The 14,446-nt window shown below is 49.7% G+C and carries 12 protein-coding genes; 3 read left to right on the top strand and 9 right to left on the bottom strand.

Annotation, left to right across the window (positions count from 1 at the left end; genetic code table 11):
* Nucleotides 1-41: 41 nt before the first annotated feature.
* The 8 genes from NT239_14245 to NT239_14210 all read right to left on the bottom strand — a co-directional run bounded on the left by NT239_14245 (nt 42) and on the right by NT239_14210 (nt 7,939).
* Nucleotides 42-635 (bottom strand): acetate uptake transporter, encoded by a 594-nt coding sequence (locus NT239_14245; GenBank protein ID XGA70908.1) that lies wholly within the window; start codon nt 633-635, stop codon nt 42-44.
* Nucleotides 636-838: 203 nt separating this feature from the next.
* On the bottom strand, nt 839-2,182 hold the full coding sequence (locus NT239_14240; GenBank protein ID XGA70907.1) for an MFS transporter: 1,344 nt from the start codon (nt 2,180-2,182) through the stop codon (nt 839-841).
* Nucleotides 2,183-2,858: 676 nt separating this feature from the next.
* Nucleotides 2,859-3,467, bottom strand: coding sequence for a phosphoglycerate mutase family protein (locus NT239_14235; protein XGA70906.1), 609 nt, complete (start codon nt 3,465-3,467; stop codon nt 2,859-2,861).
* Nucleotides 3,468-3,506: 39 nt separating this feature from the next.
* Nucleotides 3,507-3,647: a hypothetical protein gene (locus NT239_14230; GenBank protein ID XGA70905.1), complete on the bottom strand. Its 141-nt coding sequence runs from the start codon at nt 3,645-3,647 to the stop codon at nt 3,507-3,509.
* A gap of 122 nt (nt 3,648-3,769) precedes the next feature.
* A complete protein-coding gene (locus NT239_14225) occupies nt 3,770-4,336 on the bottom strand; it encodes an elongation factor P (GenBank protein ID XGA72819.1) in 567 nt (188 codons plus the stop codon).
* A 67-nt stretch (nt 4,337-4,403) separates the two neighbouring features.
* Nucleotides 4,404-5,546 carry an elongation factor P maturation arginine rhamnosyltransferase EarP gene (earP, locus tag NT239_14220; protein XGA70904.1) on the bottom strand — a complete coding sequence of 381 codons (1,143 nt, stop codon included), beginning with the start codon at nt 5,544-5,546 and terminating at the stop codon, nt 4,404-4,406.
* A gap of 93 nt (nt 5,547-5,639) precedes the next feature.
* A complete protein-coding gene (locus NT239_14215; GenBank protein ID XGA70903.1) occupies nt 5,640-6,470 on the bottom strand; it encodes a transglycosylase SLT domain-containing protein in 831 nt (276 codons plus the stop codon).
* A gap of 83 nt (nt 6,471-6,553) precedes the next feature.
* Nucleotides 6,554-7,939 (bottom strand): UDP-glucose/GDP-mannose dehydrogenase family protein, encoded by a 1,386-nt coding sequence (locus NT239_14210; GenBank protein XGA70902.1) that lies wholly within the window; start codon nt 7,937-7,939, stop codon nt 6,554-6,556.
* Nucleotides 7,940-8,304: 365 nt separating this feature from the next.
* Between NT239_14210 and NT239_14205 the strand changes: the two genes are divergently transcribed.
* From NT239_14205 to NT239_14195, 3 genes are all read left to right on the top strand, one after another.
* A complete protein-coding gene (locus NT239_14205; protein XGA70901.1) occupies nt 8,305-8,958 on the top strand; it encodes an OmpA family protein in 654 nt (217 codons plus the stop codon).
* 181 nt (nt 8,959-9,139) lie between these two features.
* Nucleotides 9,140-11,722, top strand: a complete 2,583-nt coding sequence (gene clpB, locus NT239_14200) for an ATP-dependent chaperone ClpB (GenBank protein ID XGA70900.1) — start codon at nt 9,140-9,142, stop codon at nt 11,720-11,722.
* A gap of 242 nt (nt 11,723-11,964) precedes the next feature.
* Complete coding sequence (locus NT239_14195; GenBank protein XGA70899.1) at nt 11,965-13,605, top strand: methyl-accepting chemotaxis protein; 1,641 nt, start codon at nt 11,965-11,967, stop codon at nt 13,603-13,605.
* 126 nt (nt 13,606-13,731) lie between these two features.
* Here the strand turns inward: NT239_14195 and NT239_14190 are convergent, their stop codons facing one another.
* Nucleotides 13,732-14,412, bottom strand: a complete 681-nt coding sequence (locus tag NT239_14190) for a Bax inhibitor-1/YccA family protein (GenBank protein ID XGA70898.1) — start codon at nt 14,410-14,412, stop codon at nt 13,732-13,734.
* Nucleotides 14,413-14,446: the final 34 nt, after the last annotated feature.

Raw genomic sequence — 14,446 nt, 5'->3', positions numbered from 1 at the left:
GCGCCAGATAGCGCGGTTTTTTATCAGCTTGCTGACCAAGCTTAGTGTGATTTACCGCCCAAAGGCATAATTTCGCGGCCATAAATTTCGTTCAAAATTTGCGCCATTGCGGAATAAATTGCCGCGGCACCGCAGATAATGCCTTCATAGCCCGCAATCGTTTTAATTGCGGCGCTGCCAGTAAAGTCACCAATCGCCAGCAGGAAGAACAACACGGTGAGCGAACCGAAAATAAACTGTGTGATGAAATTCATTCGTAAAGTGCCAACGAACAAGAAGGCAGTAAAAATACCCCACACCAGTAAATAACAGCCCATCGCAAATTCACTAGTCTTTGCAGCAATACCCCACTGCGGCAAGAAAATCAGCGCAACCAAGGTTAGCCAGAACATGCCGTACGAAGTAAACGCGGTCATGCCAAAAGTATTATTTTTCTTCGATTCCAAAATGCCCGCGATCACTTGCGCAATGCCGCCGTAGAAAATGCCCATCGCCAAAATCATGGCGTTGAGTTCAAAAAAACCGGCGTTATGCAAATTGAGCAAAACGGTGGTCATACCAAAGCCCATCAGGCCCAAGGGTGCGGGATTTGCAGAGGTATCATTGATAGATAGTGCGTTAGCAGAAGAAGGCATGCTCGCATCCTTGGCGATCGAAGAAGGAGCCGAATTCTATCCGCCTAGGGAAAAACATTATTGTGACTTATTTACATTTTTGGCTGGATTTACAGATAAATTGACGCTGGTCAGCTATGGCGGGTAGCTGCAGCCACTTGAATGTCAAGAAACGACATCCGCATGTAAAACAGATGTCGTTTTATTTGAAGATTAGATAAAGATTAAGTCGAAGCGAGCGCAGCCTCTTCTACCGGTGTTACCGCACGCTGATGTGCACTGCGTAACGACGCCACAATCACCGTGGCCACCACCAGTACCGCAGCACAAATCCCATAGGCGATTTGCGTAGCCTGTGCTGCCGGCAAACGATCGTACAAAATCCCAAAGAAAGTTGGAGAAATCAAACCCGCCGTCGCCCAACCAGTCAGGACCAAACCATGCATGGCCGACATACGTTTCACGCCATACAGATCGCTAATTAACGAAGGAATGGTGCCAAAACCACCGCCGTAGGTTGAAATTGCAAAACAGATTAACAAGCCAAACAAAAATGGCGATGACACATACGGCAAGACCAGATATGCACACGCCGCAGTGCTGAGCAAGGCTAAAAACACATTCACGCGGCCGATGTAATCGGATAAACCCGCCCACAGCAAACGCCCCAAGCTATTGCCGATCGAGGCAATCGCAATCAAGGTAGCCCCTGCCGCAGCCAACGCCACTTTATCCATGGCAGGATCGGCAGCCGACATCATGCTCTGCATAAGTGGCGACAGCAGACTAATAATCCCCAAACCGGCCACACTATAGAGGAAACAAATCAGCCACAAACGAACACGTACACTTTGGCCATATTCCATACTTTCGCCAACAGTGGGTTTGGCTTTCGATTTCACCGCCGCATGCGGGCTGTAAATATATTGGCAAGCGATGGTCATAATGATCGCAAAAAAGATGCCTAGGAACAGAAAGCTCAGTGCGACATCGCCACCAGTCAGTGACATGGCTAGCGGGGCAAACACTTTACTCATAAACAGCGCGCCCAAACCAAAGCCCATCACAATCAAGCCGGTAGCCAAGCCTTTTTTATCAGGAAACCACCCAGAGACGGTGGAAACTGCGGTGACATAACCCGTTCCCAAGCCAATACCCCCAATCGCGCCGTAGCCCAGCGCCAATAAGCCAAAGCTCAGATGATTAATCCATGGCGTCTCGACTGGGCCAAGCACCCCACCGCCCAGATATAGACCCAAGGCCGCGATAAAATTGCCCGCCACAAAAAACTTGGTGGCTCGCTTCATCAGGTGGCGTCCACCCAACTTTGAAACATAGGGGCCGGTGTAAAGGGCAGAGAAACCCAAACCCGCCACGGCCAAGCTAAATACCAAGCTGGTTTGCATATTGCTCCAGTGATAGGTCGCTTGAAGAATTTTGGAAAAGAAGCTCCATGCATAAACGGAGCCTAAGCTGGCCAGCAAGGTAATCCCAGCAATCAGAATCACAACTCGGTGCGGCGCATTATTTGGCTCGCCAAATGGTGCAGGGTTATCGGAATTAGTCATTGTTTATCCTTCCTTCAAAGGGTCATGCATCGATCTGCCACCACTGCGATTACGCTAGCGTTCGGCTTAGCAACATCAACAGTGGGTTTGCTCAGATACTAGGGCATTTTGCGAGAAGGACGGTTTGCGCAATGTCAATATTCACATTGACCAGACCACAAACAAATGGTAATTACGAAAAACCAAAAACCTGCGTCAGCTAAATGTGTAATTAATTGAAAATCGGAAAGGCTTTTTACATAGACCAACCATGATTTAATTAGTTCAAACTAGTTCATAAAAAAACTTTATTCCTTTTAAATTCAAGCACATAAAAAAAACACAATCAAAATCAGGTCAATCACGAAGAAGAAATACCTCAAGCGCTGATGCCGAAGAACCTTAAGCTATGGGGAAGCTCCATCCCTAAGTAAGCCCTTGCCAGACGAATGATCATTCAGAGAATAAGCCTTCAGGCTTACTTTGATTCATGCAGAAAGAGAGAAACAGTGGGGATTTATACAACAGGGTGATCCTTCGCGCTGAAGACCTGCCCCCAAGGGTGAGGGAGGCGGGTTTAAGCACGTAGCGCAGCCTAGTTGGCCGACTGCGCAAAAAATCAGATCAACTTCAGCAGCAATACCCACCCAAGTATTGAGTCAAAACCCTTTTGATATATAGATTTCAGAGCAATACACTAGGCAGGTAAGCGGCACTCGATGCGTTTAATCTTTCCAGCCCGCAGTTTGAAAAATGCATCTTGCGGCATATCTTGTGACCACATCGTCGCGGCGCTCATATTGGCGTAAACGCCGCGGAAAATCCGCCCCAATAGGCCGTGCGCAACGATAATCATCTTGTTGGGGAGCTGCGGGTCGGCTAAAAAGTGCTCAATACGCGCCACGACGTCGGTATAGGCTTCGCCGTTTGGCGCTTCAAAATACCAGTTATCAAGCTTAGCCAATTGCGGTTGCTCGGCGTGCAATTCGAGGACATTGAGCTTTTCCCAATTGCCGAAACTCACCTCGATCAAGCGTTGATCAGTTTGAATTCTCTGAGTAGGAATACCCAGCTGCTGACACACCAAACGCGCGGTTTGTTGCGCGCGCCCCAAGGGGCTGACCAGCACGGCATAGTCATGACCATTTCTTAGCTCATCGCCCAATTCATCACGCAGGGCTGCGCCCATCGCTTGCGCTTGTTCTTCGCCCAAAGCGGTCAACGGCGAATCGCAATGCCCTTGCAAACGACGCTCAGCGTTGAATTCGGTTTGTCCGTGGCGCAATAAATAAATAGTGCTTGTCATGTCGTATGCCTTTGCTAGCTCGGTTAGTTTTCGTCTGGCTTATTTGAATAACACGTAGTAAATCACATAAAACCAGCTTAAAAAGCCGTGCACGATCGCCCAGAGAATCGAATGATTGGCCGACCAAGATAAAGCAACCGCGATCACAGTACCTAAACTAAAGCCACCGAGAAATTTCATGCTTTTACCTTTTTATTTGATAAACCCTGAACATCATAACGCGTTCTTATGCCCTTGTATTGCGTACAAAGTCATAAAAAAAGCCACCTCGCGGTGGCTTTTTTTATGGATGCAACAAACGCTTAGTTAGCGCGTTTTTTGAATTCCATTGTGCGAGTATCGATCTCGATCTTGTCGCCGATGTCGATGAAGGCAGCAACTTGGATACTCAGTTCAGAGCCAACCAATTTAGCTGGTTTCATTACTTTGCCTGACGTGTCGCCACGAACTGCTGGCTCAGTGTATTCAACTTCACGCACGACAACAGTTGGCAACTCAACAGAGATCGCTTTGCCGTCGTAGAAAGTCACTTCACATTTGTCTTCCATGCCGTCAACGATCAGGCCCAAAGTGTCGCCCAAGTTGTCAGCTTCAACTTCGTATTGGTTGAACTCTTCGTCCATGAATACGTACATTGGGTCAGCGAAGTAGCTGTAAGTACAAGCCAAACGGTCCAGAACCACTACTTCCAATTTGTCGTCTGATTTGTATACGACTTCAGAGCCAGAGCCTGACAACAGACCCTTAGATTTTACTTTGACCACAGAAGCGTTACGGCCAGATTTAGAGAACTCAGTTTTTTGAACGACCAAAGGTTGGCCGTCAACCAAGATTACGTTACCAGCGCGTACTTCGTGTGCGGTTTTGATTGCCATTTCGATTACCTGAAATTGATCGATTTTAGAAAAATCGATGTTTGAAAATAGAAAAATCCCGCTATTTTACCTTGGAATTGACGAATCTGACCAGATTAGTTGCCAGATCCCCGAGTTCGATCAAGTTTTTACGCCATTGCTCGGCGTGCTGTTGTAGCGCATCACGCTGCGCCAATAGCGCCGACCACGCGCTCACTATGTCGCCACCGTGATTCCAAACCTGCATCATTTGCTCGCCAGCCTGCGCAGCTTCTGGCGCTAAGCCGCGCAAATACAGCGCCAGAAAGGCGTCGAGCTTGTCTTGATGTGCGTTATCGTCCTGCGGATAAATATGCCAAACAAAAGGTTTGGCCGCCCATTGCGCGCGCAAAAATGAATCTTCACCGCGCACAAAATTAAGATCGCAACTCAGCAATAGGCGATCGTAATCATCTTGCGACAACATTGGCAGCGGATAGACTTTGACTGCGCCCTGCTGACATACCCCCGCGATGCATTGCCATGAACTGCTTTCTGATAAATTCATAGCACGCAATACCCTGCCCTCAGGCACAATCAAATGCGTGGTGTGTGATTGCAGACTTAAGCTGTGCAACCAATCATGCAGCGCGGCAGGCTCGTAGGCAAATAGTGAAATCACTAAATCATCCATCCGACGAGTGGCTAGCTGCGGGACAAGCTTAGCCAAAAATTGCTCACTGTGCGTTTGATTCCAGCTCAACTGCAATTGCCGCTGCTGCTGTTCGCTAAATACACCGCCGGTTTTGGGGCTAAAGCCGGGAAAGAAAAAATATTTATTCAAGCCCTGCACCGGCGAAGGCAAGCCGTGACAGCCCTCAACCCAAGGCTCGGCGCTCAGGTATTCCAAATTAATCCAAACCGGTGAAATGGCTCGCGCCTTCATTTGCACCAGATACGCGGCGGGGATCTCGCAGGCAAATGCTTCAAGCACGACGTCAGCAGCGATTTCGTCAGCAGGAAAATCATTGGGCCAGTGTTTAATCGTGACGTTTTCCAGCGTTTGCTGCGCAAGCTGCGGGTTCACTTCGGGGCGGATTTGCGCAAAGCTGGCCAGATCATCGACCCAGAGCGTGACATCCAGCGCAAATTCATTGGCCAATTGCCGCGCCAAACGCCAGCACACGCCAATATCGCCAAAATTATCGACCACACGGCAAAAAATTGCCCAGTTTCCCGTCATCATCTCCGCCGCCCTTCTAGCAAATAGGCTGCGAGTTTAGCAGTTTTGTGTGCGTATCCACGAGAAGCCCAATGGCCGCGAGAACAGCCCGCACGCTTATTGCCAGCGTTTATGCTCGGCGCGGGTATAGCGCTCCAGATCAGGCAGATGGATCGGCGCTGGGTAGAGCTTTTGTATTTTGCTGACGTATTGTTGAGTTTCACGGTACGGCGGGATGCCCCGGTATTTATCCACCGCGCCTTCGCCAGCGTTGTATGCCGCTGAAACCAGATCGATACGCCCCTGATAGCGATCGAGCAAGAGGCGCAAGTAGCGCACGCCACCTTTGACGTTTTGGCTAACATTAAACGCGTCTTGTACATTAAATCGACTGGCTGTATCGGGGATTAATTGCATAACGCCCATCGCGGCTTTAGGCGACACCGCATAGGTTTGTAAGCGCGATTCAACCATCGCAATGCTGAGCGCAAAATTAGGATCAACGCCGTACCAACGCGCAATTTGCGCAATAATTCGTGCGGTTTTTTTCTGATCAACGCTAAAGCTGATTCGGGTAATCGAGCCCGCACCAGGTGGCGCATGATCGGGCAAACTGGCATTGATCACGCAATTGGGCAGTTGATGATGACTAATGCGTATCGTATCGAGCATATCTTGCGCTTGGCTGTGGCCTTGCTCGGCCGCAATCGAAAATAAGCTAGCGGCCATAGTACGACTTTCTGGCACCCCCAAGCCAAAAGCATACAGTACGCCTAAACGATATTGCGCCTCGGTATTACCTTGCCGAGCTTGTTCACAGTAATAAACCGCTGCGCGCCAAGGGTCGCTAGATTCCAGCTCAGAGCGCACAACAAACTGCGTGCCATTGCCATTGACGTCAACAATGAGCACCCAGAATAAGAAAAAACAGCGAAAAATCAGTGACATTAGTCAGAACACAAAATCAGAGTTCTTAGCCTATGTCACTACTCATCCTTGCAGTCAGGCAAAAAGACCAAAGGCCGTTTTTGCTAGACAACTGTAGCCAATTGAGTGGCTAAGTGGTGGTGCGTCGATGAGATAGGAAATTCGATTTGTTCACGCCCAATCGGGTAATAAGCAAATCCTTCGGCCTTCATCCGCTTAGGATCATATAAATTACGCCCATCAAAGATAATCGGTTTGCGTAGCCTTTGTTTCATTTCAGCAAAATCAGGGCTGCGAAATGCTTTCCACTCGGTGATGATCAGCAAGGCATGGGCCTCATTGAGCGCGTCGAGCGCTTGCTCTGCGAAACGGCAGGCAGGGTGACCTGCAAAATACTGCGCCGCTTTGGCGTTAGCCACCGGATCATACGCAGTCACCGTCGCCCCGCGTGCCAGCAAGCCTGTTATCAAGACCAAACTAGGTGCTTCGCGCAAATCATCGGTATCCGGTTTAAAGGCCAAGCCCCATACCGCGAAGTGAAAACCACGTAGATCAGGACCAAAATGAGCGATGATTTTATCGAGCAAGATTTGCTTTTGTAAGCCATTCACTTCGTGCACCGCCTGCAGAATTTTCAGCGGCTCACCTAATTCAAGCGCGGTTCGCTGCAATGCCTGCACATCCTTGGGAAAGCAAGAGCCACCATAACCTACCCCTGGATATAAAAAATGGTAGCCAATACGCGGATCGGAGCCAATTCCTTTGCGCACAAGCTCAATATCGGCCCCCAGCACCTCGGCTAAATTGGCCAACTCATTCATAAACGAAATACGGGTGGCCAACATGGCATTAGCGGCGTATTTGGTCAGCTCGGCTGAGCGCAAGTCCATATTGAGGATACGATCGTGATTTCGTACCAGCGGCGCATAAATAGCCTGCATTAAATCTTTTGCGGTTTCATCCTCAGCGCCAATGACGATCCGATCTGGCCGCATAAAATCATCGACCGCAGCGCCTTCTTTTAAAAATTCTGGATTAGACACCACGCTAAAGCTACTACGCTGGCCGCGCAGATCAAGCTGCTGTTGCACGGTTTGCCGCACTAAATCAGCCGTTCCGACTGGCACCGTTGATTTATTGACGATGACTTTATACTCATTCAAGTAACGGCCAATATTGCTCGCTGCGGCCAAAACGTATTGCAAATCGGCCGAACCATCTTCATCACTTGGCGTACCTACCGCAATAAATTGAATCGTGCCGTGCGCCACCGATGCGCCAATATCACAGGTAAATTGTAAACGCCCTGCTTGGAGATTGCGCCGAATCAGTTCATCCAAACCGGGCTCGTAAATCGGTATGTGCCCTTGTTGTAACTGGGTAGTGATCTCAACATCAAGATCAAGACACAGCACTTGATTGCCAAACTCTGCCAAACAGGCCCCTGTCACTAAACCCACATAACCCGAACCAATTACCGTAATCCGCATGCTATGAACTCCAGCGTTGTCTTCACTCTTTTTACTGAAATTCAATGACGTTACAGCGACAAGTTAAGGAAAAAATGGTGACATTTTGATGGCAAAACCATGAACAGCAGCAGTTTTCAAACGAATTATCCGAACCCAGTATATCGTTTTAGACGCTAGTCTGGTGAGAACACCCTAAAACTGACAAATTATGAAAAATTTATTTCAAAACAAATAACACATAAATATCAAATACATACAAAGACAATCCCGCGATAAACTACGCCATTCTGTGCGTATATTTACAATACCAATGGTATTTTTTTACAGACATAGTCATAATTTGCATGTTTTAATGTAGACATCATTTGATAGGAGAGAAACTCATGAAAAAGTTAGTTATCCCTGCAATTATTGCTATTTCTTTAAGCGTTGGTGGTTGCTCTAATATGTCTGGCGCAGCACTGGGTGCCGCCGGCGGCGCGGCAGCGGGTGCCTTAATCAGTAAAGGCACTGGTGGCGATCACACAGGCCGCGATGCGGCGATCGGTGCTGCCATTGGCGGTATTGGTGGTTATGCGTGGTCAGCCCATATGGAAAAACAACGCAAAGCGATTGAAGACGCGACCAAAGACACAGATATTGATGTCATCCAAACGCCGGATAATGAGTTGAAAATTCAAGTTCCAAGTGACTTCTCATTTGATACTAGCAAAGCGACGATCAAGCCAACGATGCGCCCAGTGCTAGATACCCTAGCGACCACGCTCAATCAAAACCCAGTGTCCAAAGTTCGTATTATTGGTCACACCGACAGCAGTGGTAGCGATGCCATCAACGACCCACTATCAGTAAATCGTGCGGCAGCGGTGCAAACGTATTTAATTGGCAAAAATGTTGCCAGCAGCCGCATTACCATTGAAGGCCGTGGGTCACGTGAGCCAATCGCCGACAACAGCACCAGCGAGGGCAAAGCACAGAATCGCCGGATTGAAATTTATGTTGCTGAGCCAGCACCTGCACCCGAAGCACAAAAATAACTCTCCAAAGTTACCGCTAATCCTAACAGCCCGTTTCACGGGCTGTTTTTACATCTAAAACGATCTTAGTGCACTGCACAAATGGCCTAAAGCACTTTTCTAACTGTGCTCATTTGCATCCTTGAATTTCCTTCGGCGGCGTCCATTTAGGAATTAATCAACCCATTTGTAGGAGCCTAAGATGCGTATCGATAAACTCACCACCAAATTTCAGCAAGCCTTGGCCGACGCGCAAAGTTTGGCCGTCGCAGGCGACAATGCCTATATCGAGCCACAGCATTTGCTGCTGGCGCTACTGAACGACAACGATTCGGGCGCAGCGGCGCTACTCGCGCGCGCCGGCGTGAACGTGCAACCACTCAAAATCGCGCTCAATGCAGCGGTGCAGCGCTTGCCGAAAATCCAAGGCGGCGATGGCGATATCACCATCGGCAAAGATTTGGGCCGTGTGCTGAATCAAGTCGATAAAGCCGCCATGCAGCGCGGCGATCAATTTATTTCTAGTGATCTGTTTTTGCTCGCTTTGGCCGACGACAAAGGCGAAACTAGTCGGCTACTAAAAGAAAATGGCGGCAAAAAAGAAGCGATTGCCGCTGCGGTGGACGCAGTGCGCGGTGGCGACAATGTCAACAGTGCAGATGCTGAACAGCAACGCGAAGCACTGACTAAATACTGCCTTGATCTCACCGAGCGCGCGCGCGCCGGTAAGCTCGACCCGGTGATCGGTCGCGACGATGAAATTCGCCGCGCGATTCAAGTACTGCAACGTCGCAGCAAAAACAATCCGGTGCTGATTGGTGAGCCCGGCGTTGGTAAAACGGCGATTGTTGAAGGTTTGGCGCAGCGCATTATCAATGGTGAAGTGCCAGAATCACTCAAACACAAGAAGGTATTGTCGCTGGACCTAGCTGCGCTGCTGGCTGGCGCCAAATACCGGGGTGAATTTGAAGAGCGCCTCAAAGCCGTGCTGAATGAATTGGCGAAAGACGAAGGCAATAATATTGTCTTTATCGACGAGTTGCACACCCTCGTTGGCGCGGGTAAAGCCGAAGGCGCGATGGATGCCGGCAATATGCTCAAACCCGCTTTGGCGCGCGGCGAGCTGCATTGCATCGGCGCGACGACGCTGGATGAATACCGCAAATACATCGAAAAAGACGCTGCGCTCGAGCGCCGTTTCCAGAAAGTATTAGTTGGCGAGCCAAGCGTTGAAGACACCATCGCGATCTTGCGCGGCTTGCAGGAAAAATACGAAATCCATCACGGTGTTGATATCACCGACCCGGCGATTGTTGCTGCCGCCGAGTTATCGCACCGCTACATCACCGACCGCTTCCTGCCTGATAAAGCGATCGATTTGATCGACGAAGCGGCCGCCAAGATCAAGATGGAAATCGACAGCAAGCCCGAGGTGATGGATAAACTCGATCGCCGGATTATTCAGCTCAAAATCGAGCGCGAAGCGGTGAAACGCGAGAAAGACGAAGCGAGTAAAAAACGCCTCGGCTTAATCGAAGACGAAATCGCCAAACTCGATAAAGAATATTCAGACCTTGAAGAGATTTGGAAAGCCGAAAAAGCCAGCGTGCTCGGCAGCCAAGCGATTCGTGAGGAAATCGACAAGCTGAAAAACCAAATGGAAGCGCTCAAGCGCGCCGGCGAATGGCAGAAAGTCTCCGAGTTGCAATACGGTGCCCTACCCGCTTTGGAGGCCAAACTGAAAGCCGCCGAAGCGACGGAAGGCGGAGCGGAAAAAGCCAATAAACTGCTACGCACGCAAGTGGGCGCAGAGGAAATCGCCGAAGTCGTTAGCCGCGCCACCGGCATTCCGGTCAGCAAAATGCTGCAAGGCGAACGCGAAAAACTGCTGCATATGGAAGATGTCTTGCACGAGCGCGTCGTCGGCCAAGACGAAGCAGTGCGATTGGTGTCGGATGCAATTCGCCGCTCGCGCGCCGGTTTGGGCGACCCGAATCGCCCTTATGGCTCCTTCCTCTTTTTGGGGCCAACGGGTGTTGGTAAAACCGAGTTGTGCAAAACTTTGGCCAGCTATTTGTTCGATTCGGAAGAGCAACTGATTCGCGTCGATATGAGCGAGTTTATGGAGAAACACTCGGTTGCAAGGCTGATCGGCGCGCCTCCGGGGTACGTGGGCTATGAAGAAGGCGGCTACTTAACCGAGCTAGTGCGCCGCAAACCGTATAGCGTGATCTTGCTTGATGAAGTTGAGAAGGCGCACCCGGATGTATTTAATATCCTGCTGCAAGTACTCGACGATGGCCGCCTCACAGACGGCCAAGGCCGTACGGTTGATTTTCGCAACACCGTCGTCGTGATGACGTCGAACTTGGGCAGCGATCACATCCAGCGCTTGGCCGATTCGGATTATCAAGTAATCAAGCTGGCGGTGATGGCCGAAGTGAAAACGCATTTCCGCCCCGAATTCGTCAACCGCATCGACGAAGTGGTCGTTTTCCACGCCTTGGCGCAGCAGCATATTCGCAATATCGCCAAGATCCAGCTAGAAAAACTGATTGGTCGTTTGGCGCAATTGGAAATCGGCGTCGACATCACCGATGCCGCGCTCGATCTGATTGCCGAAGCGGGTTTCGACCCGGTTTACGGCGCACGGCCATTAAAACGCGCGATCCAAAGCGAGCTGGAAAACGTGTTGGCCAAACGTATTTTGGCAGGCGAATTTGGGCCAAAAGACACGATCAAAATCGATGCAGCAGATGGCGCAATGCAATTGAGCAAGGCCTAAAGTGAACATCAGCCCCTGATCCACTCAGGGGCTGATACCCTTGCCTGTATCACGCCGCAGACCAATCCTATGAATTACTTCAGAGCAATACTGCCTAGTTATTGAATTTCAAATTCTGTTCCCGCCCCCCCCCACTGATCCTGCCCAGCTAACCCTTCATCCATTGCTTACTATTTTTTACTTTTTTTGGTGAAGTCTGCGTCTAGGCTGTAAGAAGTTATTTAACACACTCAGGTGTCATCATGAACTTCACCGTAGCGCAACGCCTAGTTACCGGCTTTATCCTCTTGATGCTCTTGCTATCCGTGAGTGATTTTCTGGCGATTCGCGGGATTAATACAATATCGGAAGATATGGATGAAATTGTTACCGCCAATACCGAGCAAATGCGCAATGCTTCGATCATGATTGACCGACTGCAAGAAATTCGCGTTCAGTATCGACAACTGATTCTAGAGCCCGATCCCGATCAGCAAGCGAAAACCACCGAAAAATACCAAGCAGCCAAAAAAGATTATTTAGCAGCCGAAGCAGAGCTGAGCAAACTGTTTGCCAGCCCTGATTACCCCGCCGATGAGCAGGAAAAGAAAGCAGTGGGCTTGATCAAAAGTGAGCAGGAAGCCACTTTTGCGCTAGTAGAAAATAAATTATTAAAACTCACCGCCGCAGGTAATTTTGCAGAGGCGCGCAGCGTAATCAACGGCGATTTAGCCGTAAAGGTCACCAATTTAAATCAGGCTTTGCGGGATTTTGCAGACTACGAACACCAAAGCAATCAGGAAAAAGTGCAGCAAACCAAAACCGATATATCAACGACCAAAAGCTTGATGATTATGATTACCGTGCTCGCTCTGCTTGTTGGATGTATTACCGCCTACTTTGTAACGCGCAGCATCACCATCCCACTGGGCGCAATGCAGCAGTTTATGCAAAAACTCGGCAGCCATTTTGATTTCACCGAGCGCATGCCTGTGAAAAATAATGATGAAATAGGCAAATCGATTGTTGCGCTCAATGCTTTACTCGATTCATTACAAGCCAGCCTCAAGCGCGTGCACCAAGTTGGCCGCGACGTCAGTACATCGGTCAATACCCTTATGGCCACCAGCCATGAAATGTCACAAACCTCTACCGCAGTCAGTGAATCAGCGTCCGCGATGGCCGCCGGCATTGAAGAGGTCACCGTTAGCATTGGCCACGTAGCCGATCGAGCGCAAGAAAGCGATCACACTGCGCGCGACGCGGGCCGTTTGGCAGCCACAGGCGGCACGGTGATCGAAGATACGATTAGCAGCATTAATCAAATTGCCGAGCAAGTGCGCGCTTCGGCACTGCAAATCGAGTCGTTAAAAGAGCGAACCGCCACCATTAATGCAGTGGTCAATGTGATTAAAGACATTGCCGACCAAACCAATCTATTGGCGCTCAACGCCGCGATTGAGGCCGCTCGCGCGGGCGATCTGGGGCGCGGTTTTGCCGTAGTGGCCGACGAAGTGCGCAAACTGGCTGAGCGCACTTCAAGCTCTACCCAAGAAATTATCAGCACCGTGGCGTCGATCCAAAACGAAGCCAATACCACGGTACAAACGATGCAAATGACGGTACGGCAAGTGGACGAAGGCGTTTCGCGCGCGCAACAAGCGAGTAAAGCGATTGGCGATATTCGCCATAGCGCCGATACCGTCGTTGATCAGGTAAGCGAAATTTCCACCGCGATGCGCGAACAAAGCAGCGCCAGCTCGGTGATGGCGCAACAAGTTGAGCGCGTGGCACAAATGTCAGAAGAAAGTAGCGCCGCAGCCGCGAGCACCGCAGCCGAGAGCTCACGCTTAAATGATTTGGGGCAACAGCTTGATCAAGCGATTTCACGTTATCGGGTTTAAGCTAGTTCTTTGGCACAAATACAGCAATAGGTATATCTAGCTAAGCCATACTTCATTTAACCCAGATGGCAATACCCATAAAAAAACCGCACCATAAAGTGCGGTTTTTTATTACGTATCGCTAGATTAATCGCGATCGCCGCCAGTGAAGGCCATCAGCAAATGCAACAAGCTTGTGAACAAGTTGTAGATGTTCAAGTACAAGCTCAAAGTGGCTGAAATATAGTTGGTTTCACCACCGTTCACGATGCGGCTAACGTCGTACAGGATAAAACCTGACATCAGTAATACCACAACCGCAGAAATCGTCAGCGACAGCGCAGGAATCGCGAAGAAGATATTTGCAATTGCCGCCAACATCACCAAGACCATACCAATCATCAAAAACTTGCCCATGAAGGAGAAGTCTTTCTTAGTAACGGTCGCGATACTCGCCAAGGTGAAGAAGATCGCGGCAGTACCCATCGCGGCAATACCAATCAATTGCGCGCCGTTGCTAAATTTGAGCGCCACTTGCAAGATTTGGCTGAGCCACAGGCCCATAAAGCCGGTGTAGGCGAGCAAAATACCCACGCCCAAAGCGGATTCTTTGGTTTTCTCAATGGCGTAAAAAGCACCAAAGCTCACGCCCAAGAAAACGATCAGCCCCATCCAGGAGCTCATACCGAACTTCATTGAAATACCGAGCATCGCACCGGCGGCTGTTGGCAACATGCTTAGCGCCAACAAGAAATAAGTATTACGCATCACGCGGTTGCGTTCAGCAGAAAGCGCCGTGCTCCCGTATGTAGCAGTATTGTATTGCATGATCAGGCTCTCCTAGTCTTTATCATTGGCTCGC

The sequence above is a fragment of the Chitinibacter sp. SCUT-21 genome (genome assembly GCA_041874755.1).
Taxonomy (GTDB): Bacteria; Pseudomonadota; Gammaproteobacteria; order Burkholderiales; family Chitinibacteraceae; genus Chitinibacter.
Note: the sequence above shows the minus strand (reverse complement) of the source record. Positions and strands in the feature narration are given on the sequence as shown.

Excerpts from the sequence above, each read along its gene's own strand:
- NT239_14245 (XGA70908.1), bottom strand. The coding sequence starts at position 635 with ATGCCTTCTTCTGCTAACGCACTATCTATCAATGATACCTCTGCAAAT.
- NT239_14240 (XGA70907.1), bottom strand. The coding sequence starts at position 2,182 with ATGACTAATTCCGATAACCCTGCACCATTTGGCGAGCCAAATAATGCG.
- NT239_14235 (XGA70906.1), bottom strand. The coding sequence starts at position 3,467 with ATGACAAGCACTATTTATTTATTGCGCCACGGACAAACCGAATTCAAC.
- NT239_14230 (XGA70905.1), bottom strand. The coding sequence starts at position 3,647 with ATGAAATTTCTCGGTGGCTTTAGTTTAGGTACTGTGATCGCGGTTGCT.
- earP (XGA70904.1), bottom strand. The coding sequence starts at position 5,546 with ATGATGACGGGAAACTGGGCAATTTTTTGCCGTGTGGTCGATAATTTT.
- NT239_14215 (XGA70903.1), bottom strand. The coding sequence starts at position 6,470 with ATGTCACTGATTTTTCGCTGTTTTTTCTTATTCTGGGTGCTCATTGTT.
- NT239_14210 (XGA70902.1), bottom strand. The coding sequence starts at position 7,939 with ATGCGGATTACGGTAATTGGTTCGGGTTATGTGGGTTTAGTGACAGGG.
- NT239_14205 (XGA70901.1), top strand. The coding sequence starts at position 8,305 with ATGAAAAAGTTAGTTATCCCTGCAATTATTGCTATTTCTTTAAGCGTT.
- clpB (XGA70900.1), top strand. The coding sequence starts at position 9,140 with ATGCGTATCGATAAACTCACCACCAAATTTCAGCAAGCCTTGGCCGAC.
- NT239_14195 (XGA70899.1), top strand. The coding sequence starts at position 11,965 with ATGAACTTCACCGTAGCGCAACGCCTAGTTACCGGCTTTATCCTCTTG.
- NT239_14190 (XGA70898.1), bottom strand. The coding sequence starts at position 14,412 with ATGCAATACAATACTGCTACATACGGGAGCACGGCGCTTTCTGCTGAA.